The following is a 14,728-nucleotide window of genomic DNA, read 5'->3' as shown; positions in this document are numbered from 1 at the left end:
CGGGCCGTTCTCCGCCCCGGGACGTAGGTCCGGCGACCTCGGGCGAAGTGGTCGGAATGGGGCCGGTGCATGACACGATGGTCCGCGGCCATCAACAAAAAATGGAGACGCTCATGACGGACGCCGCGCCCGGCACGGCAGAGAACAAGGACCTACCTCCGATACCCGGGCGGGGCCCGGCGGCCCGGCCGTCCGCGTCCCGCCGCACCGGCCTCCTCCTCACCCTCGTCCTCGGCGGCCTCACCGCCGTCCCGCCGCTCTCCATGGACATGTACCTCCCGGCCCTCCCGGAGGTCACCCAGGCGCTGCACAGCCCCGCCGCCACCGTCCAGCTCACCCTGACCACCTGCCTCGCCGGGATGGCGCTGGGGCAGCTGGTCGTCGGCCCGATGAGCGACAAGTGGGGCCGCCGCCGCCCGCTGCTCACCGGCATGGTCATCTACGTCCTCGCCACCGCGCTCTGCGCCTTCGCCCCCAACGCCGAGATCCTCATCGCCTTCCGGCTGCTCCAGGGCCTGGCGGGCGCCGCGGGCATCGTCATCGCCCGGGCCGTCGTCCGCGACCTCTACGACGGCGTCGCGATGGCCCGGTTCTTCTCCACCCTGATGCTGATCTCCGGCGTCGCCCCCGTCGTCGCCCCGCTCATCGGCGGGCAGATCCTGCGGATCACCGACTGGCGCGGCATCTTCGTCGTCCTCACCGTCGTCGGACTCGTCCTGACCACCGTCGTCTGGCGCACCCTGCACGAGACGCTGCCGCCCGAGCGGCGCCACCCCGGCGGCCTGGGGGAGACCCTGCGCACCATGCGCGACCTCCTCGCCGACCGGGCGTTCTCCGGCTACCTGCTGGTCGGCGCCTTCGGCTTCGCCGCCCTCTTCGCCTACATCTCCGCCTCGCCGTTCGTCGTCCAGGAGATCTACGGCGCCTCCCCGCAGACCTTCAGCCTGCTGTTCGGCGTCAACTCCGTCGGACTGGTGACGGTCGGCCAGATCAACGGCAAGATCCTCGTCGGCCGGGTGCCGCTCACCAAGGTGCTGGGCTGCGGCCTCACTGTCATCGCCCTGGCCGCCATCGCGCTGCTGCTGATGACCTCCGGCGTCTTCGGCCCGGTCGGACTGGTACCGATCGCGGCCGGGCTCTTCGTCCTGATGTCGGCGATGGGCCTGGTCATGCCCAGCACCAACACCCTGGCGCTGCTGCGCACCCCGCACGCCGCCGGCTCCGCCTCCGCACTGCTGGGCACCTCGACGTTCCTGCTCGGCTCCGTCGCCTCCCCGCTGGTCGGCATCGCCGGTGAACACACCGCCGTCCCGATGGCCGTCGTGCAGCTCGGATGCGCCGTTCTGGCGCTGGCGTCCTTCCTCGGCCTGTGCCGCCCGTGGCAGCGTGGGGAGGGCACACACGGGACCGCCGCGGACGGGAGGGCCACGCTCTGAACACACCGAAGCCACCGCACACCCCGGGCGCCCCGGTGCTCCGGCCGGGCACCCCGGCCGACGCCGGGCTCGACCCCCGCTGGACCGCGCGGCTGACCGACGGCGTCCGGGCGCTGCCGCACGGCCGCGACCCGTGGTGCGCGGGCGCCGTCGTCCTCGCCGGACGCGGCCCGGTCGTCGCCGTCGAGGAGGCCACCGGCTGGGCGGTCCGCTACCGCGCCCACGACCCGGCGACCGACCGCGGCGTCCCGCTGCCCCGCGACGCCTGGGAGCCGATGCGCCCCACGACCGTCTTCGACCTGGCGTCGGTCAGCAAACTCTTCACCGCCCTCGTCGCCCTCCAGCACGTCGAACGCGGCGCCCTCACCCTCGGCGAGGAGGTCCGCACCACCCTCCCCGCCTTCGCCTCCGGCATCACCGTCCGCCACCTCCTCACCCACACCTCGGGCCTTTGCCCCGAACGTCCCCTGTACGAAGGGCGGAACCGGGCCGAGCGGTTGGCGATGGTCTGGGAGCAGGCCGCCGCACCCGACGGCCGCCCCGGCAGCGGCCCCCGCTACTCCGACCTGAACCTCCTCGCCCTCCAACTCCTCCTGGAGCGCCGCACCGGCCGGGGCCTGGCCGCCCTCGTCCGCGACGGCCTCACCGCCCCGCTGGGCCTGCACTCCACGGCGTACGGGCCGCTGGCGCCGCAGGGCGTGGCGGCGACGGAGGACCAGCGGCGGCCGTGGGCGAAGGCGGACCGCGGCATGGTCCGCGGCGAGGTGCACGACGAGAACGCCTGGGCGCTGGGCGGCGTCGCCGGGCACGCGGGCCTCTTCTCCACCGCCCAGGACCTCGCGGTCCTGAGCCGGACGCTGCTCAACGGCGGGGCGTACGGCGCGGTGCGGGTGCTGCGGCCGGAGACCGTCGCCGCCCTCCTCGACCCGCCGGGCCTCGGCTTCGCCGTCGACCAGCCGTACTTCATGGGCGAACTGGCGGGCCGCGGCGCCGCCGGCCACACCGGCTTCACCGGCACCAGCCTCGTCCTGGACCGCGCCACCGACACCTTCCTCATCCTGCTCGCCACCACCGTCCACCCCCGCCGCCGCACCGCGGGCAGCGCGCCCCGGGCGGCGGCCGCGACGTGCCTGGCGCGGGCGCTGGGGGCGTGGGACGGGGTGGGGTGAGGGGTGGGGCTGCGGGGCGGGGTCGGGGTTGTTCCCTAGGGGATGGGTGGGCCCCCGGACTTGGCCCTACCCGGCAGGGCGGCGGGGGACCGTGCGTGAGCCCGGGGAAGGCCCGGAGGTTTCCCGTAGGGGCACGCACGCTCCGGGCACTCGTTCCCGTACGGGCTGGGCACGCCCCGGCTCCGCGTCCCGCACGGGCGGCGGAGGCCCCGCCCACAGGAGAAGGCGAGCCCCGGACGCCCCCGCCCACAAAGAGAGGCACGCGCCCCGGGCGCCCCGCCCCGCCCCGTAAACTTGGCCGAATGCACGACGAACTGCGCGCCGCCCTGGCCGGCCTGCTCGACGGCCTGCCGCCGACGCAGGCCGCGCGGGCCGTCGACCGGCTGATCAGCCACTACCGCGGCACCACTCCGACCGACGCCCCGGTGCTCCGCGACCGCGCCGATGTCGCCGCCTATGCCGCGTACCGCATGCCCGCGACCTTCGAGGCCGTCCGGTCCGCGCTGGCCGCGTTCGCCGCCCGGGTGCCGGAGTTCGCACCCCGCACCCACCTCGACATCGGCGGCGGCACCGGCGCCGCCACCTGGGCCGCCGCCGCGACCTGGGACGGCCACCGCTCCACCGTCGTCGACTGGGCGCAGCCCGCCCTGGACCTGGGCCGGGAGCTGGCCGGGGCCACGCTGCCCGGTACCGAGTGGCGGCGCGGCGTCATCGGCGACGGCCTCGCCGTCCCGGCGGGCACCGACCTGGTGACCGTCTCGTACGTCCTGGGCGAGCTGCGGCCCGAGGCCCGCCGCGCCGTGGTCGACGCCGCGGCCGCCGCCACCGCCGTCGTGCTGATCGAGCCGGGCACCCCGGACGGCTACCTCCGCATCCGCGAGGCCCGCGAGCAGCTGACCGCCGCGGGGCTGCGGATCGTCGCGCCCTGCCCGCACGGCGCCGTCTGCCCGATCGTGCCCGGCGAGGACTGGTGCCACTTCTCCGCCCGGGTCAGCCGCTCCTCCCTGCACCGCCAGATCAAGGGCGGTTCGCTGGCGTACGAGGACGAGAAGTTCGCCTACGTCGCGGCGGTCCGGCCGTCCGAGGCGCCTGCCGACCCCGCTGCGGCCCGCATCGTCCGCAAGCCACAGCTCCGCAAGGGTCAGGTGCTGCTGGACCTGTGCACCGCCGAGGAGGGGCTGCGCCGTACGACGGTGACCAAGCGCCACGGCACGCGGTACCGCGCGGCCCGGGACGCCGCCTGGGGCGACACCTGGGAGTGACCGGCGGGGCGCCGCGTCCCGGGACCCGTGGGAGTGACCGGCCGGGCGCCGGGCCCCGGGACCCCTGGGGTTGACGCCGCCGCCCCGATTTCTGCGAGACGACCCGTCTCGCCCGAGGGCTCGGCTCGGTACGATCGCGCCATGCCCACCACCCCCTCGCCCAACGCCGCGCGCCGCAGCGAGCGCTCCCGCCGCGCGATCTTCGACGCCGCCCTCGCCCTGGTCGGCGAGGTCGGCTACCCGCGTCTGACCATCGAGGGCATCGCCGCCCGCGCCGGCGTCGGCAAGCAGACGATCTACCGCTGGTGGCCCTCCAAGGCCGCGGTCCTGCTCGACGCGTTCACCGAGGGCGTCGAGAGCTACGGCGAGGGCCTGCCCGACACCGGCGACCTGGCGGCCGACCTGAAGTTCGTGCTGCGGGCCACCTGCGACGAGTTCAACGACCCGGCCTTCCAGGCGCCCTACCGCGCGCTCGCCGCCGCGGGCGCCGCCGACGAGCAGCTCTCCCGCGACTTCGTCGCCCGGCTGATGGAGCCCGGATTCGCCGTCTACGAGGCCCGGCTGCGCGCCGCCCAGGAGGCCGGCGAGATCGACCCGGACGCCGACCTCCGCACCGTCACCGAGATGCTGCTGAGTCCCTTCTCACAGCGCTGGCTGATGCGCACCGGCGAACTCACCCACGCCTACGCCGACACCCTCGTCGACCTGGTACTCCGCGCGGTGCGCACCCGCGACTGAAACGTGCGCCCGGCGTGCGCTCCCTCGTACGGGACGGCAAATGCCCGCTTCGTCCGTCCCGTACGGGCCCCGGATCCTGACACGGGTCACCCGAAGCGCCGGATGGTGGCAGCATTGTTCCCAGACCACCGCTCGAATTGAGGGGATAGATGGAACGCAAGAGCAGGTTCTCCCAGTGGCTGCGCCGGCCGAAGAGCGGATCGGACGGCGATGAGACGGACACGGGATCGGCGGCCGCACGCGGCCGCGAGGACCTGCTGCTGGCCGCGGCCGACGCGGGCTTCCCCGTCGCCCCCGCCGCCCACCCCTCCGGCTACGGTTGCTCCTGCGAACGCATCGGCTGTCCCACCCCCGGCCGTCACCCCGTCTCCTTCGGCTGGCAGACCGTCGCCACCACCGACCGCGACAAGGTCGCCGCCTGGGTCGGCACCCTCCCGCAGGCCAACTTCATCACCGCCACCGGCATCGCCCACGACGTCCTCGACGTCCCCGCCGAGGCCGGCCGGGCCGCCCTGGAGCGCCTGGAGGCCGCCTCCGTCGAGCTGGGCCCGGTCTCGCTCAGCGGCGCCGGGATCGGCGACGGCCGGATGCTCTTCTACACCGCCACCCGCGGCACCCCGGACGACGAGGACGAATGGTGGCCCTGCGAGCTGGACTGCCACCCCGAGACCATGGACGAGCATCCGGGCCTGCGCTGGCACTGCCGCGGCAGCTACGTCCTGCTGCCGCCGTCCCGCCTCCCCGGTGACCGCCCCGCCGTCTCCTGGCTGCGCGGCCCCGAGCGCCCGCTGCCCGACCCGCTGACGCTGCTGGAAACCCTCACCGACGCCTGCGCCGAGTTCATCGGCCGCACCCCGGACCACGAGACCAGCGCCTGGCCCATCGGCCGCTGACCGGAGCCCGGCGGACCACCGCCGGGCGGCCCGGCCGGCCCCGGATACCGCTACGGCACCTTCGCCGAGGTCCGCGACTCGATGTAGTTCAACACCGTGACCTTGCCGCCCGCGCTCTTCGCCGGGACCTTCACCGCCTGCGCCGACAGATTGGTCAGCGTGATCTTCGCGGCCTCTTCCACCGGCTTGTCCATGACGCCCTGCACCTGCGGCGTCACATGCATCATCGAACCCTCGGACACCGTCTTCTGCTGGTGGTAGTAGCTCGCGAAGAACACCAGCGCACCGCCGTCCGCCGTCCGCAGCGCCACCGGCGCGAACCGCGCCGGCTGGTCCACGTACTGGATCCGCGCCCCGAGCGTGCGCGACTTCGCGTCCCGGTCCCGGCGCCAGGCGTCGGTACGCGGCCCCGGCGCGAAGAGATCGCCCTTACCGGTCCGCAGGTAGTCCGTGTACGCCTTGCTCAGCCGCGCCGGGTCGACCGTCAGGCCGCTCCCGGCGCCGGGCACCGGCTCCGCGAACCCGTCCGCGTCCGTCCGGAACTGCGGCACCTGGTCGGCGGCGAGCGCCGTCATGTACGCCGCCCGCCACGGGGCGTCGACGGCGGAGCGGGTGAACACCAGGAACCAGCGGGAGAACTGCCCGCTGCCGTCCTTGCGGTTGGTGACCGCGTCGGCCAGGAAGAAACGCGGCCAGCCCGCCTGCTTCGGGACCGTGAAATGCGGGTCGTGGAAGCTCAGCGGGCTGGCGTTGGGGTTGCCCTGCGGATGCACGGCCCGGGACGCCTTGATGCCCGCCTGGTCGATCATCAGCAGCGCGTTGGACTCGTACGAGGGGTTGACGGCCGGGTCCAGCGTGCGGTTCGCCTTGTTGAAGCCCTCGGTGAACTGCTTCAGCGCCTTGGTGGCGTCAGCCTTCGTCACCGCCGGGACGATCTCCCGCTCGCCGTGCACCGTCACGCACCCGGTCAGCATCGTCAGCGCCGCCGCTGCCGACGTCAGTGCGAGCGCCACCCGGAACGGCGACCTGCGTGTCATGGGACTCGGGCTCCTTCGAGGCGACCGGGGCGGGCGCGGGCGCCGCCGGGGTGGCAGGATTCGGCGCCACCCTACCGGGGGAGAGGAACACCGCGAGCGTGGGGACCAGATACGCCGCCCACACCACGACCTGAAGCACCGTCGGATCCGGCTGGAAGTTGAACACGCCCTTCAGCAGCGTGCCGTACCAGCTGTCCGCCGGGATCTGCTCGCTGATGTCGAACGCCAGGGTCGACAGCCCCGGCAGCCAGCCCGCCTCCTGGAGGTCGTGGAAGCCGTACGCGAGGACGCCCGCCGCGACGATCACCAGCATCCCGCCGGTCCAGGTGAAGAACTTCGCCAGGTTGATCCGGACCGCGCCGCGGTAGAACAGCCAGCCCAGCACCACCGACGTGGCCAGCCCCAACAGCGCGCCGACCAGCGGCCGTACACCGTCCTGCGCCGACTGCGCCGCCGTCCAGATGAACAGCGCGGTCTCCAGCCCCTCGCGCCCCACCGACAGGAACGCGGTCACCACCAGCGCCGTGGTGCCCATCGCCAGCGCGGCGTCCAGCTTGCCGTGCAGCTCCTTCTTCAGATGCCGCGCGGTGCGCCGCATCCAGAACACCATCCACGTCACCAGGCAGACCGCGATGACCGACAGCGAGCCGCCCAGCGCCTCCTGCGCCTGGAACGTCAGCGTCTGCGAACCGAACTGCAGCGCCGCACCGAACCCGAACGACAGCAGCACGGCGAGCGCGATACCCGTCCACACCGGACGCAGCGCCTCCCGCCGCCCCGTCTTCACCAGATAGGCGATGAGGATGCAGACGACGAGGCTGGCCTCAAGACCCTCGCGCAGACCGATCAGATAGTTGCCGAACACGTCGGTCCCTTCTCTTCCTTCATGGCGTTCGTGGCGTACGGCGGTGGTGGCGTCGGCGGTTCAGGCGGACGTGAACAGCGCCCGGCCCCACCAGTCGGCGGCGTCCCGGACGCCCGGCGGCACCGCGAACACCGCGGAACCGACGTGCTGGATGTACTCGTTGAGCGCGTCGTGCCGTGCCAGCTTCCGCTGCAACGGCACGAACCCGTGCCGCACATCGCGCTGGTAGGCGAGGAAGAACAGCCCCGCGTCCAGCCGCCCCAGACCGTCGGTGCCGTCGGTGAAGGAGTAGCCGCGGCGCAGGATACGGATGCCGCCGTTGCTGTCCGGGTGGGCGAGGCGGACGTGCGCGGTCGGCAGCATCGACGGCAGATGCGCCGCTTCCCGCTCGTGGCTGCGGCCCGCCGGGGCGCCCTCGGCCTTGTCCCGGCCGAAGACGTCCTCCTGCTCCTTGAGCGAGGTGCGGTCCCAGGTCTCGATGTGCATCCGGATGCGCCGCGCGACGAGATACGAGCCGCCGGCCATCCACGCCGCGTCGCCCTTCGCCTCCGACGAGGGCACCCACACGTGCTTGTCCAGCGACTTCGGGTCGTCGCCCGCGACGTTCTCGGTGCCGTCCTTGAAGCCGAACATGTTCCGCGGCGTCTGCGCGCCCGGCGTCGTCGACGAGGTCTTGCCGAAGCCCAGCTGCGACCAGCGGATGGCGACCTTGCCGAAGCCGATCCGGGCGAGGTTGCGGATGGCGTGCACCGCGACCTGCGGATCGTCCGCGCACGCCTGGACGCACAGATCGCCGCCGCTGCGCGCCTTGTCGAGGTTGTCGCCGGGGAACTGCGGCAGATCGATCAGCGCGTCCGGCCGCCGGTCCTTGATCCCGAAGCGGTCCTCGCCGTCCTTGCTGAAGAGCGTGGGCCCGACGCCGAACGTCAGCGTCAGCCGGGACGGCGGCAGCCCGAGCGCCTCGCCGGTGTCGTCCGGCGGCGCCTCGGCGAGCCCGCCGACCGCACCGTCCCCGACCGCGTCGCCCGCCGTCATCGCGGCAGCCGCCTTCGTCCACTCCTTGAGCAGCGAGATCAGCGCCTCGCGGTCGTCGGTGGTGACGTCGAACGCCGCGAAGTGCAGCCGGTCCTGGACGGCGGTGGCGATGCCCGCCTGGTGCGCACCGTGGAACGGCACGGCCGCCCCCGCGGCGGCGTCCGCGTCCGCCGGGTCGGCGCCGCCGGAGCGCAGCGCGGTGGCGGTGCCGCCCGCCGCGACGGCACCGAGCGCCAGCCCCGCACCGCCCCAGCCCAGCAGCTTCCGCCGCGACGGCGCGGCGCTCTCCGCGGCGGGCTTCCCCTGCTCGGAAGTGGTGTCCACCGGCTCGCTCACTTGGTCACCGCCACGGCGGCGGCCAGCTTCGACAGCGGCTCGGCCAGCGCGTTCACGCTGTCCGACAGCTTCTTGCGGGCGTCCTTGCCGACCGTGTCGTACGAGACGAAGCCGTCGGCGGAGCCCTTGTCGCGGTGGTCGTCGAGCTGGGTGTGGAGGGCCTTGAACTGCCGGTCCAGCTCCTTCGCCAGCTCCGGATCGTTCTTCGACACCACCGGCTTCAGCAGCTCGTACGCCTTCTGCGCACCCTCGACGTTGCCCTGGAAGTCGACCAGGTCGGTGTGGCTGTAGCGCTCCTCCTCACCGGTGACCTTGCCGGTGGCGACCTCGTCGAGGAGTTCCTTGGCGCCGTTGGCCATGCTGGTCGGCGTGATGTCGGCGGTGCCGACGCGCTTCTGCCAGTCCTTCAGGTCGGTCATCAGCTGCGCGGCGAGCTTCTTGTCGCCCGCGGTGATCTTCTTGTCCTGCCAGAGCGACTTCTCCAGCCGGTGCCAGCCGGTCCACTTCTGGCCGTCCTCCAGCCCGTCCGCGCGCACATCGACCTTGGGGTCGATGTCCCCGAACGATTCGGCGACCGGCTCGGTCCGCTCCCAGCCGACGCGCGAGAGGGCGTACGTCTTCTTCGCCTCCTCGACGTCCCCGGCGCGCACCGCGTCGGCGAACTTCTGCGCGGCGGGCAGCGTCCGGTCCGCCTCCTGCTGGACGTAGGTGCGGTACGCGGCGACCGCGGAGTCGAGGCGGGGGTCGCGCTTGGCGTCGGCGCCCTTGCCGTCGGCCGTCACCTTCTGGCGGATGCCGCTGCCCTTCATGCCGGGCTTGCAGGCGACCTCGTAGTGGCCCGGCCTGATCTCGGCGGTGATCTCCGCGCGGGTGCCGGGGCCGATGTTCTCCCGTTCGGTGACGATGCGGTCGCCGGGCGCGTAGACGTAGACCTCGGTGACCTTGGAGCCCTTGTTCTGCACGGCGAAGCGGACGTGTCCGGCGGGGAACGTGTCGGCCGACAGCTCGCAGGCGCTGTCGCTCGCCGTCACCTCGATCACCCCCTTGCCGCCCTTGCCGTCGCTCTTGGCCGCGCAGCCGGAGACGACGGTCAGGGCCGCGGCCACGGCGACGGCGGCGACGACGGGTGAGCGGAGGGCTCGCATGCGGGCTCCAGTGGAGGCGAGGAACGGTAAGGGGCGCTAAGGCAGACCTAAGTTATCTGAGGCTTACCTGAAAGATGCCCCCCAAGCCCGTGATCCGGCTCTCATGGGACACGGTCCGATGACGGAATGGCCGGAATTACGTCACGGAAAAGTCATCAAAACGCCAAGTAAGGGGCGTGGTGGTGGGGTGGCCGTGACGGCCTGCCGCCGGGCTGGGCGGCTCCGACCTGCCCTTTTCGGCCACCGATTGCATGCGACTCCGCCCGCTGGGGAGTCCGCTGCCCGTACGCGACGGAGCCGGGCGGCCACCCCTCGTCGAGGTGGCCGCCCGGCTGCCGTATCGAGGTGCACCGCCCGCCCCGCGCGGCCGCGGTTCCGCACGGGACGGGGTGGTGCCGAGGGGTCGGATCACCATCCGGCCCCGGTGTCCGTTACAGCGGGCGCGCCCACAGGTCGTACTGGAGGCCGCCGCCGTCGCAGAACGGGTCCGCCCACTTGCCGCTGGACACCAGGTCCGTACCGGCCTCCTGGCAACCGCTGAGCGTCCAGAACTTCTTGCCCGTCCAGACGGTTCCGGGCGGGCCGTCCATCGGCTTGTACTGCGGGGCGGCGTGGGCGGCCGGGGCGGCGGCCTTCGCCTCGGTGACGGTCGCGGCGCCGGCGGTGGTCTGTGTCGCGCCCAGCGCGGCCACCGTCAGCGCGACGGTCGCGAACACGCCGCCGAGAATTCGCCTGTTACGCATCGTGTGCATCCTTTCCCCGTGGTGCGGGGCCCCGTTGTGGCCCCGTCCCTCTGCACACGGATCCGGGCGGCGCCTCGTATGACACCCATGTGTGTGACCTGTGTCACATCGCCGTCGGGCTCCGGCCCCCAGAATGGCCCGATGATCGACATCGAAGTGCTCCGGGTGTTCTGTGGCGACGACGGCGCGGGTGGCAACCCGCTGGGCGTCGTCCGCGACGGCGCCGCCCTGCCGGACCGCGCCGCACGCGCCGCCCTCGCCGCCGAACTCGGCTACAGCGAAACGGTGTTCCTCGACGACCCGGCCCGCGCCACCGTCGACATCCACACCCCCTCCGTCCGCCTCCCGTTCGCCGGCCACCCCCTCGTCGGCCTCGCCTGGCTGCTGCGCGACCTCGGCCGCCCGCCCGCCGCCCTGCGCCCGCCGGCCGGTGAGGTGGCCGTCGCCTACGAGGGCGACACGGTCTGGGTGCGCGGCCGCGCCGCCTGGGTAACCGAGCGCCGCTGCGTGCGGTACGGCTCGCCCGCCGAGGTCGACGCGCTGCCCGCACCGCCGCCCGGCGAGGGCTGGCTCTACGCCTGGGCCTGGCAGGACGAGACCGCCGGGACCGTGCGCGCCCGCGGCTTCCCCCGCCGCGGCGACGGCATCACCGAGGACGAGGCGACCGGCGCCGCCGCCCTCCTCCTCGCCGCACAACTCGGCCGCCCCCTGGGCATCCACCAGGGCGCGGCCTCCCGCATCCGGACCCGGCCCGGCCCCGACGGCACCGTCGAGGTCGGCGGCCGGGTGCGACGGGCCTGACGGCGCCGGGGCGGGGTGCACCGCGCCCCGCCCCGGGCCCGCCGCTACGCGCTCAACGGAAACTGCTCGCTCAGCGCACGGAACACCGCATCGTTCAGCGCGAAGGCCCGCCTGCACTCGTCGATGATCCGCTGCTTCTCCAGATCGTCCGCCCGGATCGCGTCCAGCAGTGCGCGGTACTCCCGCTTGAAGGCGGCGGGGTTGGCGATCCGCTCGAAGACGTAGAACCGCACCCCGTCGCCCCTGGGTGCGAACCCCCACTCCCGCTCGGCGGTGGCGCGCAGCACCTGGCCGCCCGAGAGGTCGCCGAGATAGCGGGTGTAGTGGTGTGCGACGTAGCCGCCGGGCCAGTGGCGCGCACAGTGCCGGATGCGGTCGGTGTACGCCGCCGTCTCCGGCAGCGGCGCCACCCGCGTGCGCCAGGACGGGCCGTGGAAGTGGGCGAGATCGCGCGCCAGCTCCGGCGCGCGGGTCAGCTCGGGGCGGACGAACGGACCGGCGACCGGGTCCCGCGCCAGCCGCTCCGCCGCCTCCTCCAGCGCGTCGTAGACGAACCACAGCTGCTCGGTGTAGCAGCGGAAGGCGGTCACACCGTGCCGGGCGCCGATGAGGTCGGCCAGGAACGAGTCGCCCGAGGTGGCGTCGTGCTGCGGGCGCGAGGCGGTGCGCAGCTGCGCGGAGAAGGGGGTGGGCGCGGGCGGGGCCGTGCTGCGGATGTCCAAAGCTGACCTCCGGGAACGGGCTGCTCGGGTAAGTCCGAGTAGACCCGCGGCGGAGGCCCGGGTCAACCCGTTCCCGACGGTCTGTCGGTAAACATCCGGCGCGCGGTGGCGCCGCGCCGCGTAGTCCCTGGTCAGGGCAGCGTGAGGATCTCCGCGCCGGTGTCCGTGACCACCAGCGTGTGCTCGAACTGCGCGGTCCGCCTGCGGTCCTTCGTCACGACCGTCCAGCCGTCCTCCCACATGTCGTACTCGTACGAGCCCAGCGTCAGCATCGGCTCGATGGTGAACGTCATGCCGGGCACGATGTCCGTCGTGTGGTGCGGGCTGTCGTAGTGCGGAACGATCAGACCGGAGTGGAAGGATGTGTTGATGCCGTGCCCGGTGAAGTCCCGCACGACGCCGTAGCCGAACCGCTTGGCGTACGACTCGATGACCCGGCCGATGATGTTGATCTGCCGGCCCGGCTTCACCGCCTTGATCGCGCGGTTGAGCGCCTCCCGCGTCCGCTCCACCAGCAGCTTCGACTCCTCGTCGACCTCGCCGCACAGATACGTGGCGTTGTTGTCGCCGTGCACGCCGTTGATGAACGCGGTCACGTCGAGATTGACGATGTCGCCGTCCTTGAGGACGGTCGAGTCGGGGATGCCGTGGCAGATGACCTCGTTGAGCGAGGAGCACAGCGACTTGGGGAAGCCGCGGTAGCCGAGCGTGGACGGGTAGGCGCCGTGGTCGCACATGAACTCATGGGCCACCCGGTCGAGTTCGTCGGTGGTCACGCCGGGGGCGATCAGCTTGGCGGCCTCCTCCATCGCCTGTGCGGCGATCCGGCCGGCGATCCGCATCCGCTCGATCGTTTCGGCGTCCTGGACCTCGGGACCGCTGTACGGCGTGGGCGCGGCCTTCCCGACGTACTCGGGCCGCGGGATCGAGGCGGGGACGGGGCGGGTGGGGGAGATCTTCCCCGGGACAAGAAGCGACTGGCCAGACATGCCAGCGAGTGTATCGGCGGGCCATCGGGCAGGATGGCGGCACGGAAACGGACCACAGGAGGCGGCGATGGCGCTGTTCAAGAGGCGGACCGAGGGCAGGCCCGGAGAGTGGTTCTACTGCCTGCGGCACCAGAAGGTCGAGGAGGGCCCCGAATGCCGGGCCGCCGACCGCTTCGGGCCGTACGCCACCCGCGAGGAGGCGGCGCACGCCATGGAGACGGCCCGCGAACGCAACCTGGAGTGGGAGACCGACCCCCGCTGGCACGACAGCGGCAAGAAGGACGACCCGGAATCCTGATGGACCCGCCGCGGGGTGCGCCCGCGGCGGGCGATGAAGTCCTGACGAAGAAGGGCGTTCCGGCGCCCTCCCTGCATTGCATCCGATTTCATATCGTTACTCTCCCGATTCTTGACGTTACGACTGGTAGTGGCGTTCACTTCAGCCGTTCCGAGCGGCCCACGGGGGAGATTTCGAAATGCACGCACAACCGCGCAGATTTTTCATCGGCGCATTGACTCTTTCCCTGGCCCTGCCGCTGGCCGCCTGCGGAAGTGATCAGCCGAAGCCGCGGAACGACGACAGCTCCATCGGATTGCTGCTGCCGGACAAAGCCGAGCGTTACGACGACTTCGACCGCCGCATCATGGCCTCGAAGATCGCCTCGCGCTGTCTGGAGTGCAAGCTCGCATACCGGAATGCCGCCGGTGACGTGGAGACGCAGCGGCGCCAGTTCGAGGAGATGGTGGACGGCGGCGTCCGCGTCATCGTCCTCGACGCGGTCGACTCCCGCGCCGCCGGCCCGTGGGTGGACGCCGCCGCCAAGAAGGGCGTCAAGGTCGTCGCCTACGACCGGCTCGCCGAGGGCGACGTCGCCGCCTATGTCTCCTACGACAACGAGAAGATCGGCAAACTGCAGGCCGAGGGCCTGATCGCCGCCCTCGGCACGGGTGCGGCCACCGCCCGGGTGCTGATGCTGAACGGCTCGCCCTCCGACCCCAACGCCGCCTCCTTCAAGAAGGGCGCCCACGCCGTCCTCGACCACAAGGTCGGCCACATCGTCTACGAGAAGGACATCCCCAGCTGGTCCGTACCGCTGGCCCGGAAGAAGGTCGCCGAAGCGGTGAACACCCTCGGCCCGAACGGATTCGACGCGGTCTACGCCGCCAACGACGGAATGGCGGGCGCCGCCGCCGAGGTGCTGGAGAAGGCCGGTGCGCACCTTCCGATCGGTGGTCAGGACGCCGAACTCACCGCACTGCAAAGGCTGGTGAAGGGCGTTCAGACCTTCACCGTCTACAAGGAAGTCAGGCCCGAGGCGCAAACCGCCGGGGAAATTGCGGTCGATCTGCTCCAGGGAAAGAGCATCGATTACCTGACCCCGACAACCGTCGCGAGCAAGAGCCATTCGCATATTCCCGCCAAGCTCTTCAGCGCCCGGATCGTCACCCGGAAAAACATGGCGGACACCGTCATCCGCGACGGTGCGGTCCGCGCCGATCTCATCTGCACCAAGGAACTCAAGGCCGACTGCACCGCCCTCGGCATCGACTGACGGG

Annotated in this window: 15 protein-coding genes; 8 read left to right on the top strand and 7 right to left on the bottom strand. The window is 72.5% G+C overall.

From position 1 onward, the window contains the following. The first annotated feature begins 113 nt into the window (after positions 1–113). The 5 genes from ACZ4U4_RS19510 (at position 114) to ACZ4U4_RS19490 (ending at position 5,498) form a co-directional block, all read left to right on the top strand. The gene (locus ACZ4U4_RS19510) at positions 114–1,436 is read left to right on the top strand and encodes a multidrug effflux MFS transporter (protein ID WP_467875662.1); all 1,323 of its coding nucleotides are present in this window, start codon (positions 114–116) and stop codon (positions 1,434–1,436) included. A 35-nt stretch (positions 1,437–1,471) separates the two neighbouring features. Next, entirely contained in the window at positions 1,472–2,605 is a 1,134-nt protein-coding gene (locus ACZ4U4_RS19505) for a serine hydrolase domain-containing protein (RefSeq protein ID WP_467875660.1), read from the top strand. Positions 2,606–2,907: 302 nt separating this feature from the next. Continuing rightward, positions 2,908–3,867, top strand: a complete 960-nt coding sequence (locus ACZ4U4_RS19500) for a small ribosomal subunit Rsm22 family protein (protein ID WP_467875657.1) — start codon at positions 2,908–2,910, stop codon at positions 3,865–3,867. Positions 3,868–4,008: 141 nt separating this feature from the next. Next, the gene (locus ACZ4U4_RS19495) at positions 4,009–4,605 is read left to right on the top strand and encodes a TetR/AcrR family transcriptional regulator (RefSeq protein ID WP_467875655.1); all 597 of its coding nucleotides are present in this window, start codon (positions 4,009–4,011) and stop codon (positions 4,603–4,605) included. Positions 4,606–4,754: 149 nt separating this feature from the next. Beyond that, the gene (locus ACZ4U4_RS19490; RefSeq protein WP_467875653.1) at positions 4,755–5,498 is read left to right on the top strand and encodes a bifunctional DNA primase/polymerase; all 744 of its coding nucleotides are present in this window, start codon (positions 4,755–4,757) and stop codon (positions 5,496–5,498) included. A gap of 50 nt (positions 5,499–5,548) precedes the next feature. On the opposite strand, the gene ACZ4U4_RS19485 is transcribed toward ACZ4U4_RS19490, so the two are convergent. The 5 genes from ACZ4U4_RS19485 to ACZ4U4_RS19465 all read right to left on the bottom strand — a co-directional run bounded on the left by ACZ4U4_RS19485 (position 5,549) and on the right by ACZ4U4_RS19465 (position 10,659). Next, positions 5,549–6,511 carry an SCO2278 family lipoprotein gene (locus ACZ4U4_RS19485; protein WP_467875889.1) on the bottom strand — a complete coding sequence of 321 codons (963 nt, stop codon included), beginning with the start codon at positions 6,509–6,511 and terminating at the stop codon, positions 5,549–5,551. Then, positions 6,408–7,400, bottom strand: a complete 993-nt coding sequence (gene efeU, locus ACZ4U4_RS19480) for an iron uptake transporter permease EfeU (protein ID WP_467875650.1) — start codon at positions 7,398–7,400, stop codon at positions 6,408–6,410. The genes ACZ4U4_RS19485 and efeU overlap by 104 nt, the downstream gene beginning before the upstream one ends. A gap of 60 nt (positions 7,401–7,460) precedes the next feature. Further along, positions 7,461–8,759, bottom strand: a complete 1,299-nt coding sequence (gene efeB, locus ACZ4U4_RS19475; protein ID WP_467875648.1) for an iron uptake transporter deferrochelatase/peroxidase subunit — start codon at positions 8,757–8,759, stop codon at positions 7,461–7,463. A gap of 8 nt (positions 8,760–8,767) precedes the next feature. Beyond that, the gene (gene efeO, locus ACZ4U4_RS19470) at positions 8,768–9,916 is read right to left on the bottom strand and encodes an iron uptake system protein EfeO (protein ID WP_467875645.1); all 1,149 of its coding nucleotides are present in this window, start codon (positions 9,914–9,916) and stop codon (positions 8,768–8,770) included. 431 nt (positions 9,917–10,347) lie between these two features. Further along, positions 10,348–10,659 carry a hypothetical protein gene (locus ACZ4U4_RS19465; protein ID WP_467875642.1) on the bottom strand — a complete coding sequence of 104 codons (312 nt, stop codon included), beginning with the start codon at positions 10,657–10,659 and terminating at the stop codon, positions 10,348–10,350. A 141-nt stretch (positions 10,660–10,800) separates the two neighbouring features. Here ACZ4U4_RS19465 and ACZ4U4_RS19460 point away from each other — a divergent pair, with 141 nt between their 5' ends. Beyond that, entirely contained in the window at positions 10,801–11,460 is a 660-nt protein-coding gene (locus tag ACZ4U4_RS19460) for a PhzF family phenazine biosynthesis protein (protein ID WP_467875640.1), read from the top strand. Between the two features lie 44 nt (positions 11,461–11,504). Here the strand turns inward: ACZ4U4_RS19460 and ACZ4U4_RS19455 are convergent, their stop codons facing one another. Further along, positions 11,505–12,182: a biliverdin-producing heme oxygenase gene (locus tag ACZ4U4_RS19455; RefSeq protein WP_467875637.1), complete on the bottom strand. Its 678-nt coding sequence runs from the start codon at positions 12,180–12,182 to the stop codon at positions 11,505–11,507. A 131-nt stretch (positions 12,183–12,313) separates the two neighbouring features. Further along, complete coding sequence (map, locus tag ACZ4U4_RS19450) at positions 12,314–13,171, bottom strand: type I methionyl aminopeptidase (protein WP_467875635.1); 858 nt, start codon at positions 13,169–13,171, stop codon at positions 12,314–12,316. Positions 13,172–13,238: 67 nt separating this feature from the next. Between map and ACZ4U4_RS19445 the strand changes: the two genes are divergently transcribed. Both ACZ4U4_RS19445 and ACZ4U4_RS19440 read left to right on the top strand, forming a co-directional pair. Beyond that, entirely contained in the window at positions 13,239–13,469 is a 231-nt protein-coding gene (locus ACZ4U4_RS19445; RefSeq protein WP_143940444.1) for a hypothetical protein, read from the top strand. Positions 13,470–13,647: 178 nt separating this feature from the next. Then, entirely contained in the window at positions 13,648–14,724 is a 1,077-nt protein-coding gene (locus tag ACZ4U4_RS19440; RefSeq protein WP_467875632.1) for a sugar ABC transporter substrate-binding protein, read from the top strand. The last annotated feature ends 4 nt before the right edge of the window (positions 14,725–14,728 follow it).

It is taken from the genome of Streptomyces sp. NPDC029159 (assembly GCF_055564055.1).
This window is presented reverse-complemented; position numbering and strand designations above follow the sequence as displayed.

Excerpts from the sequence above, each read along its gene's own strand:
- ACZ4U4_RS19510 (WP_467875662.1), top strand. The coding sequence starts at position 114 with ATGACGGACGCCGCGCCCGGCACGGCAGAGAACAAGGACCTACCTCCG.
- ACZ4U4_RS19500 (WP_467875657.1), top strand. The coding sequence starts at position 2,908 with ATGCACGACGAACTGCGCGCCGCCCTGGCCGGCCTGCTCGACGGCCTG.
- ACZ4U4_RS19495 (WP_467875655.1), top strand. The coding sequence starts at position 4,009 with ATGCCCACCACCCCCTCGCCCAACGCCGCGCGCCGCAGCGAGCGCTCC.
- ACZ4U4_RS19490 (WP_467875653.1), top strand. The coding sequence starts at position 4,755 with ATGGAACGCAAGAGCAGGTTCTCCCAGTGGCTGCGCCGGCCGAAGAGC.
- efeO (WP_467875645.1), bottom strand. The coding sequence starts at position 9,916 with ATGCGAGCCCTCCGCTCACCCGTCGTCGCCGCCGTCGCCGTGGCCGCG.
- ACZ4U4_RS19465 (WP_467875642.1), bottom strand. The coding sequence starts at position 10,659 with ATGCGTAACAGGCGAATTCTCGGCGGCGTGTTCGCGACCGTCGCGCTG.
- ACZ4U4_RS19460 (WP_467875640.1), top strand. The coding sequence starts at position 10,801 with ATGATCGACATCGAAGTGCTCCGGGTGTTCTGTGGCGACGACGGCGCG.
- map (WP_467875635.1), bottom strand. The coding sequence starts at position 13,171 with ATGTCTGGCCAGTCGCTTCTTGTCCCGGGGAAGATCTCCCCCACCCGC.
- ACZ4U4_RS19445 (WP_143940444.1), top strand. The coding sequence starts at position 13,239 with ATGGCGCTGTTCAAGAGGCGGACCGAGGGCAGGCCCGGAGAGTGGTTC.
- ACZ4U4_RS19440 (WP_467875632.1), top strand. The coding sequence starts at position 13,648 with ATGCACGCACAACCGCGCAGATTTTTCATCGGCGCATTGACTCTTTCC.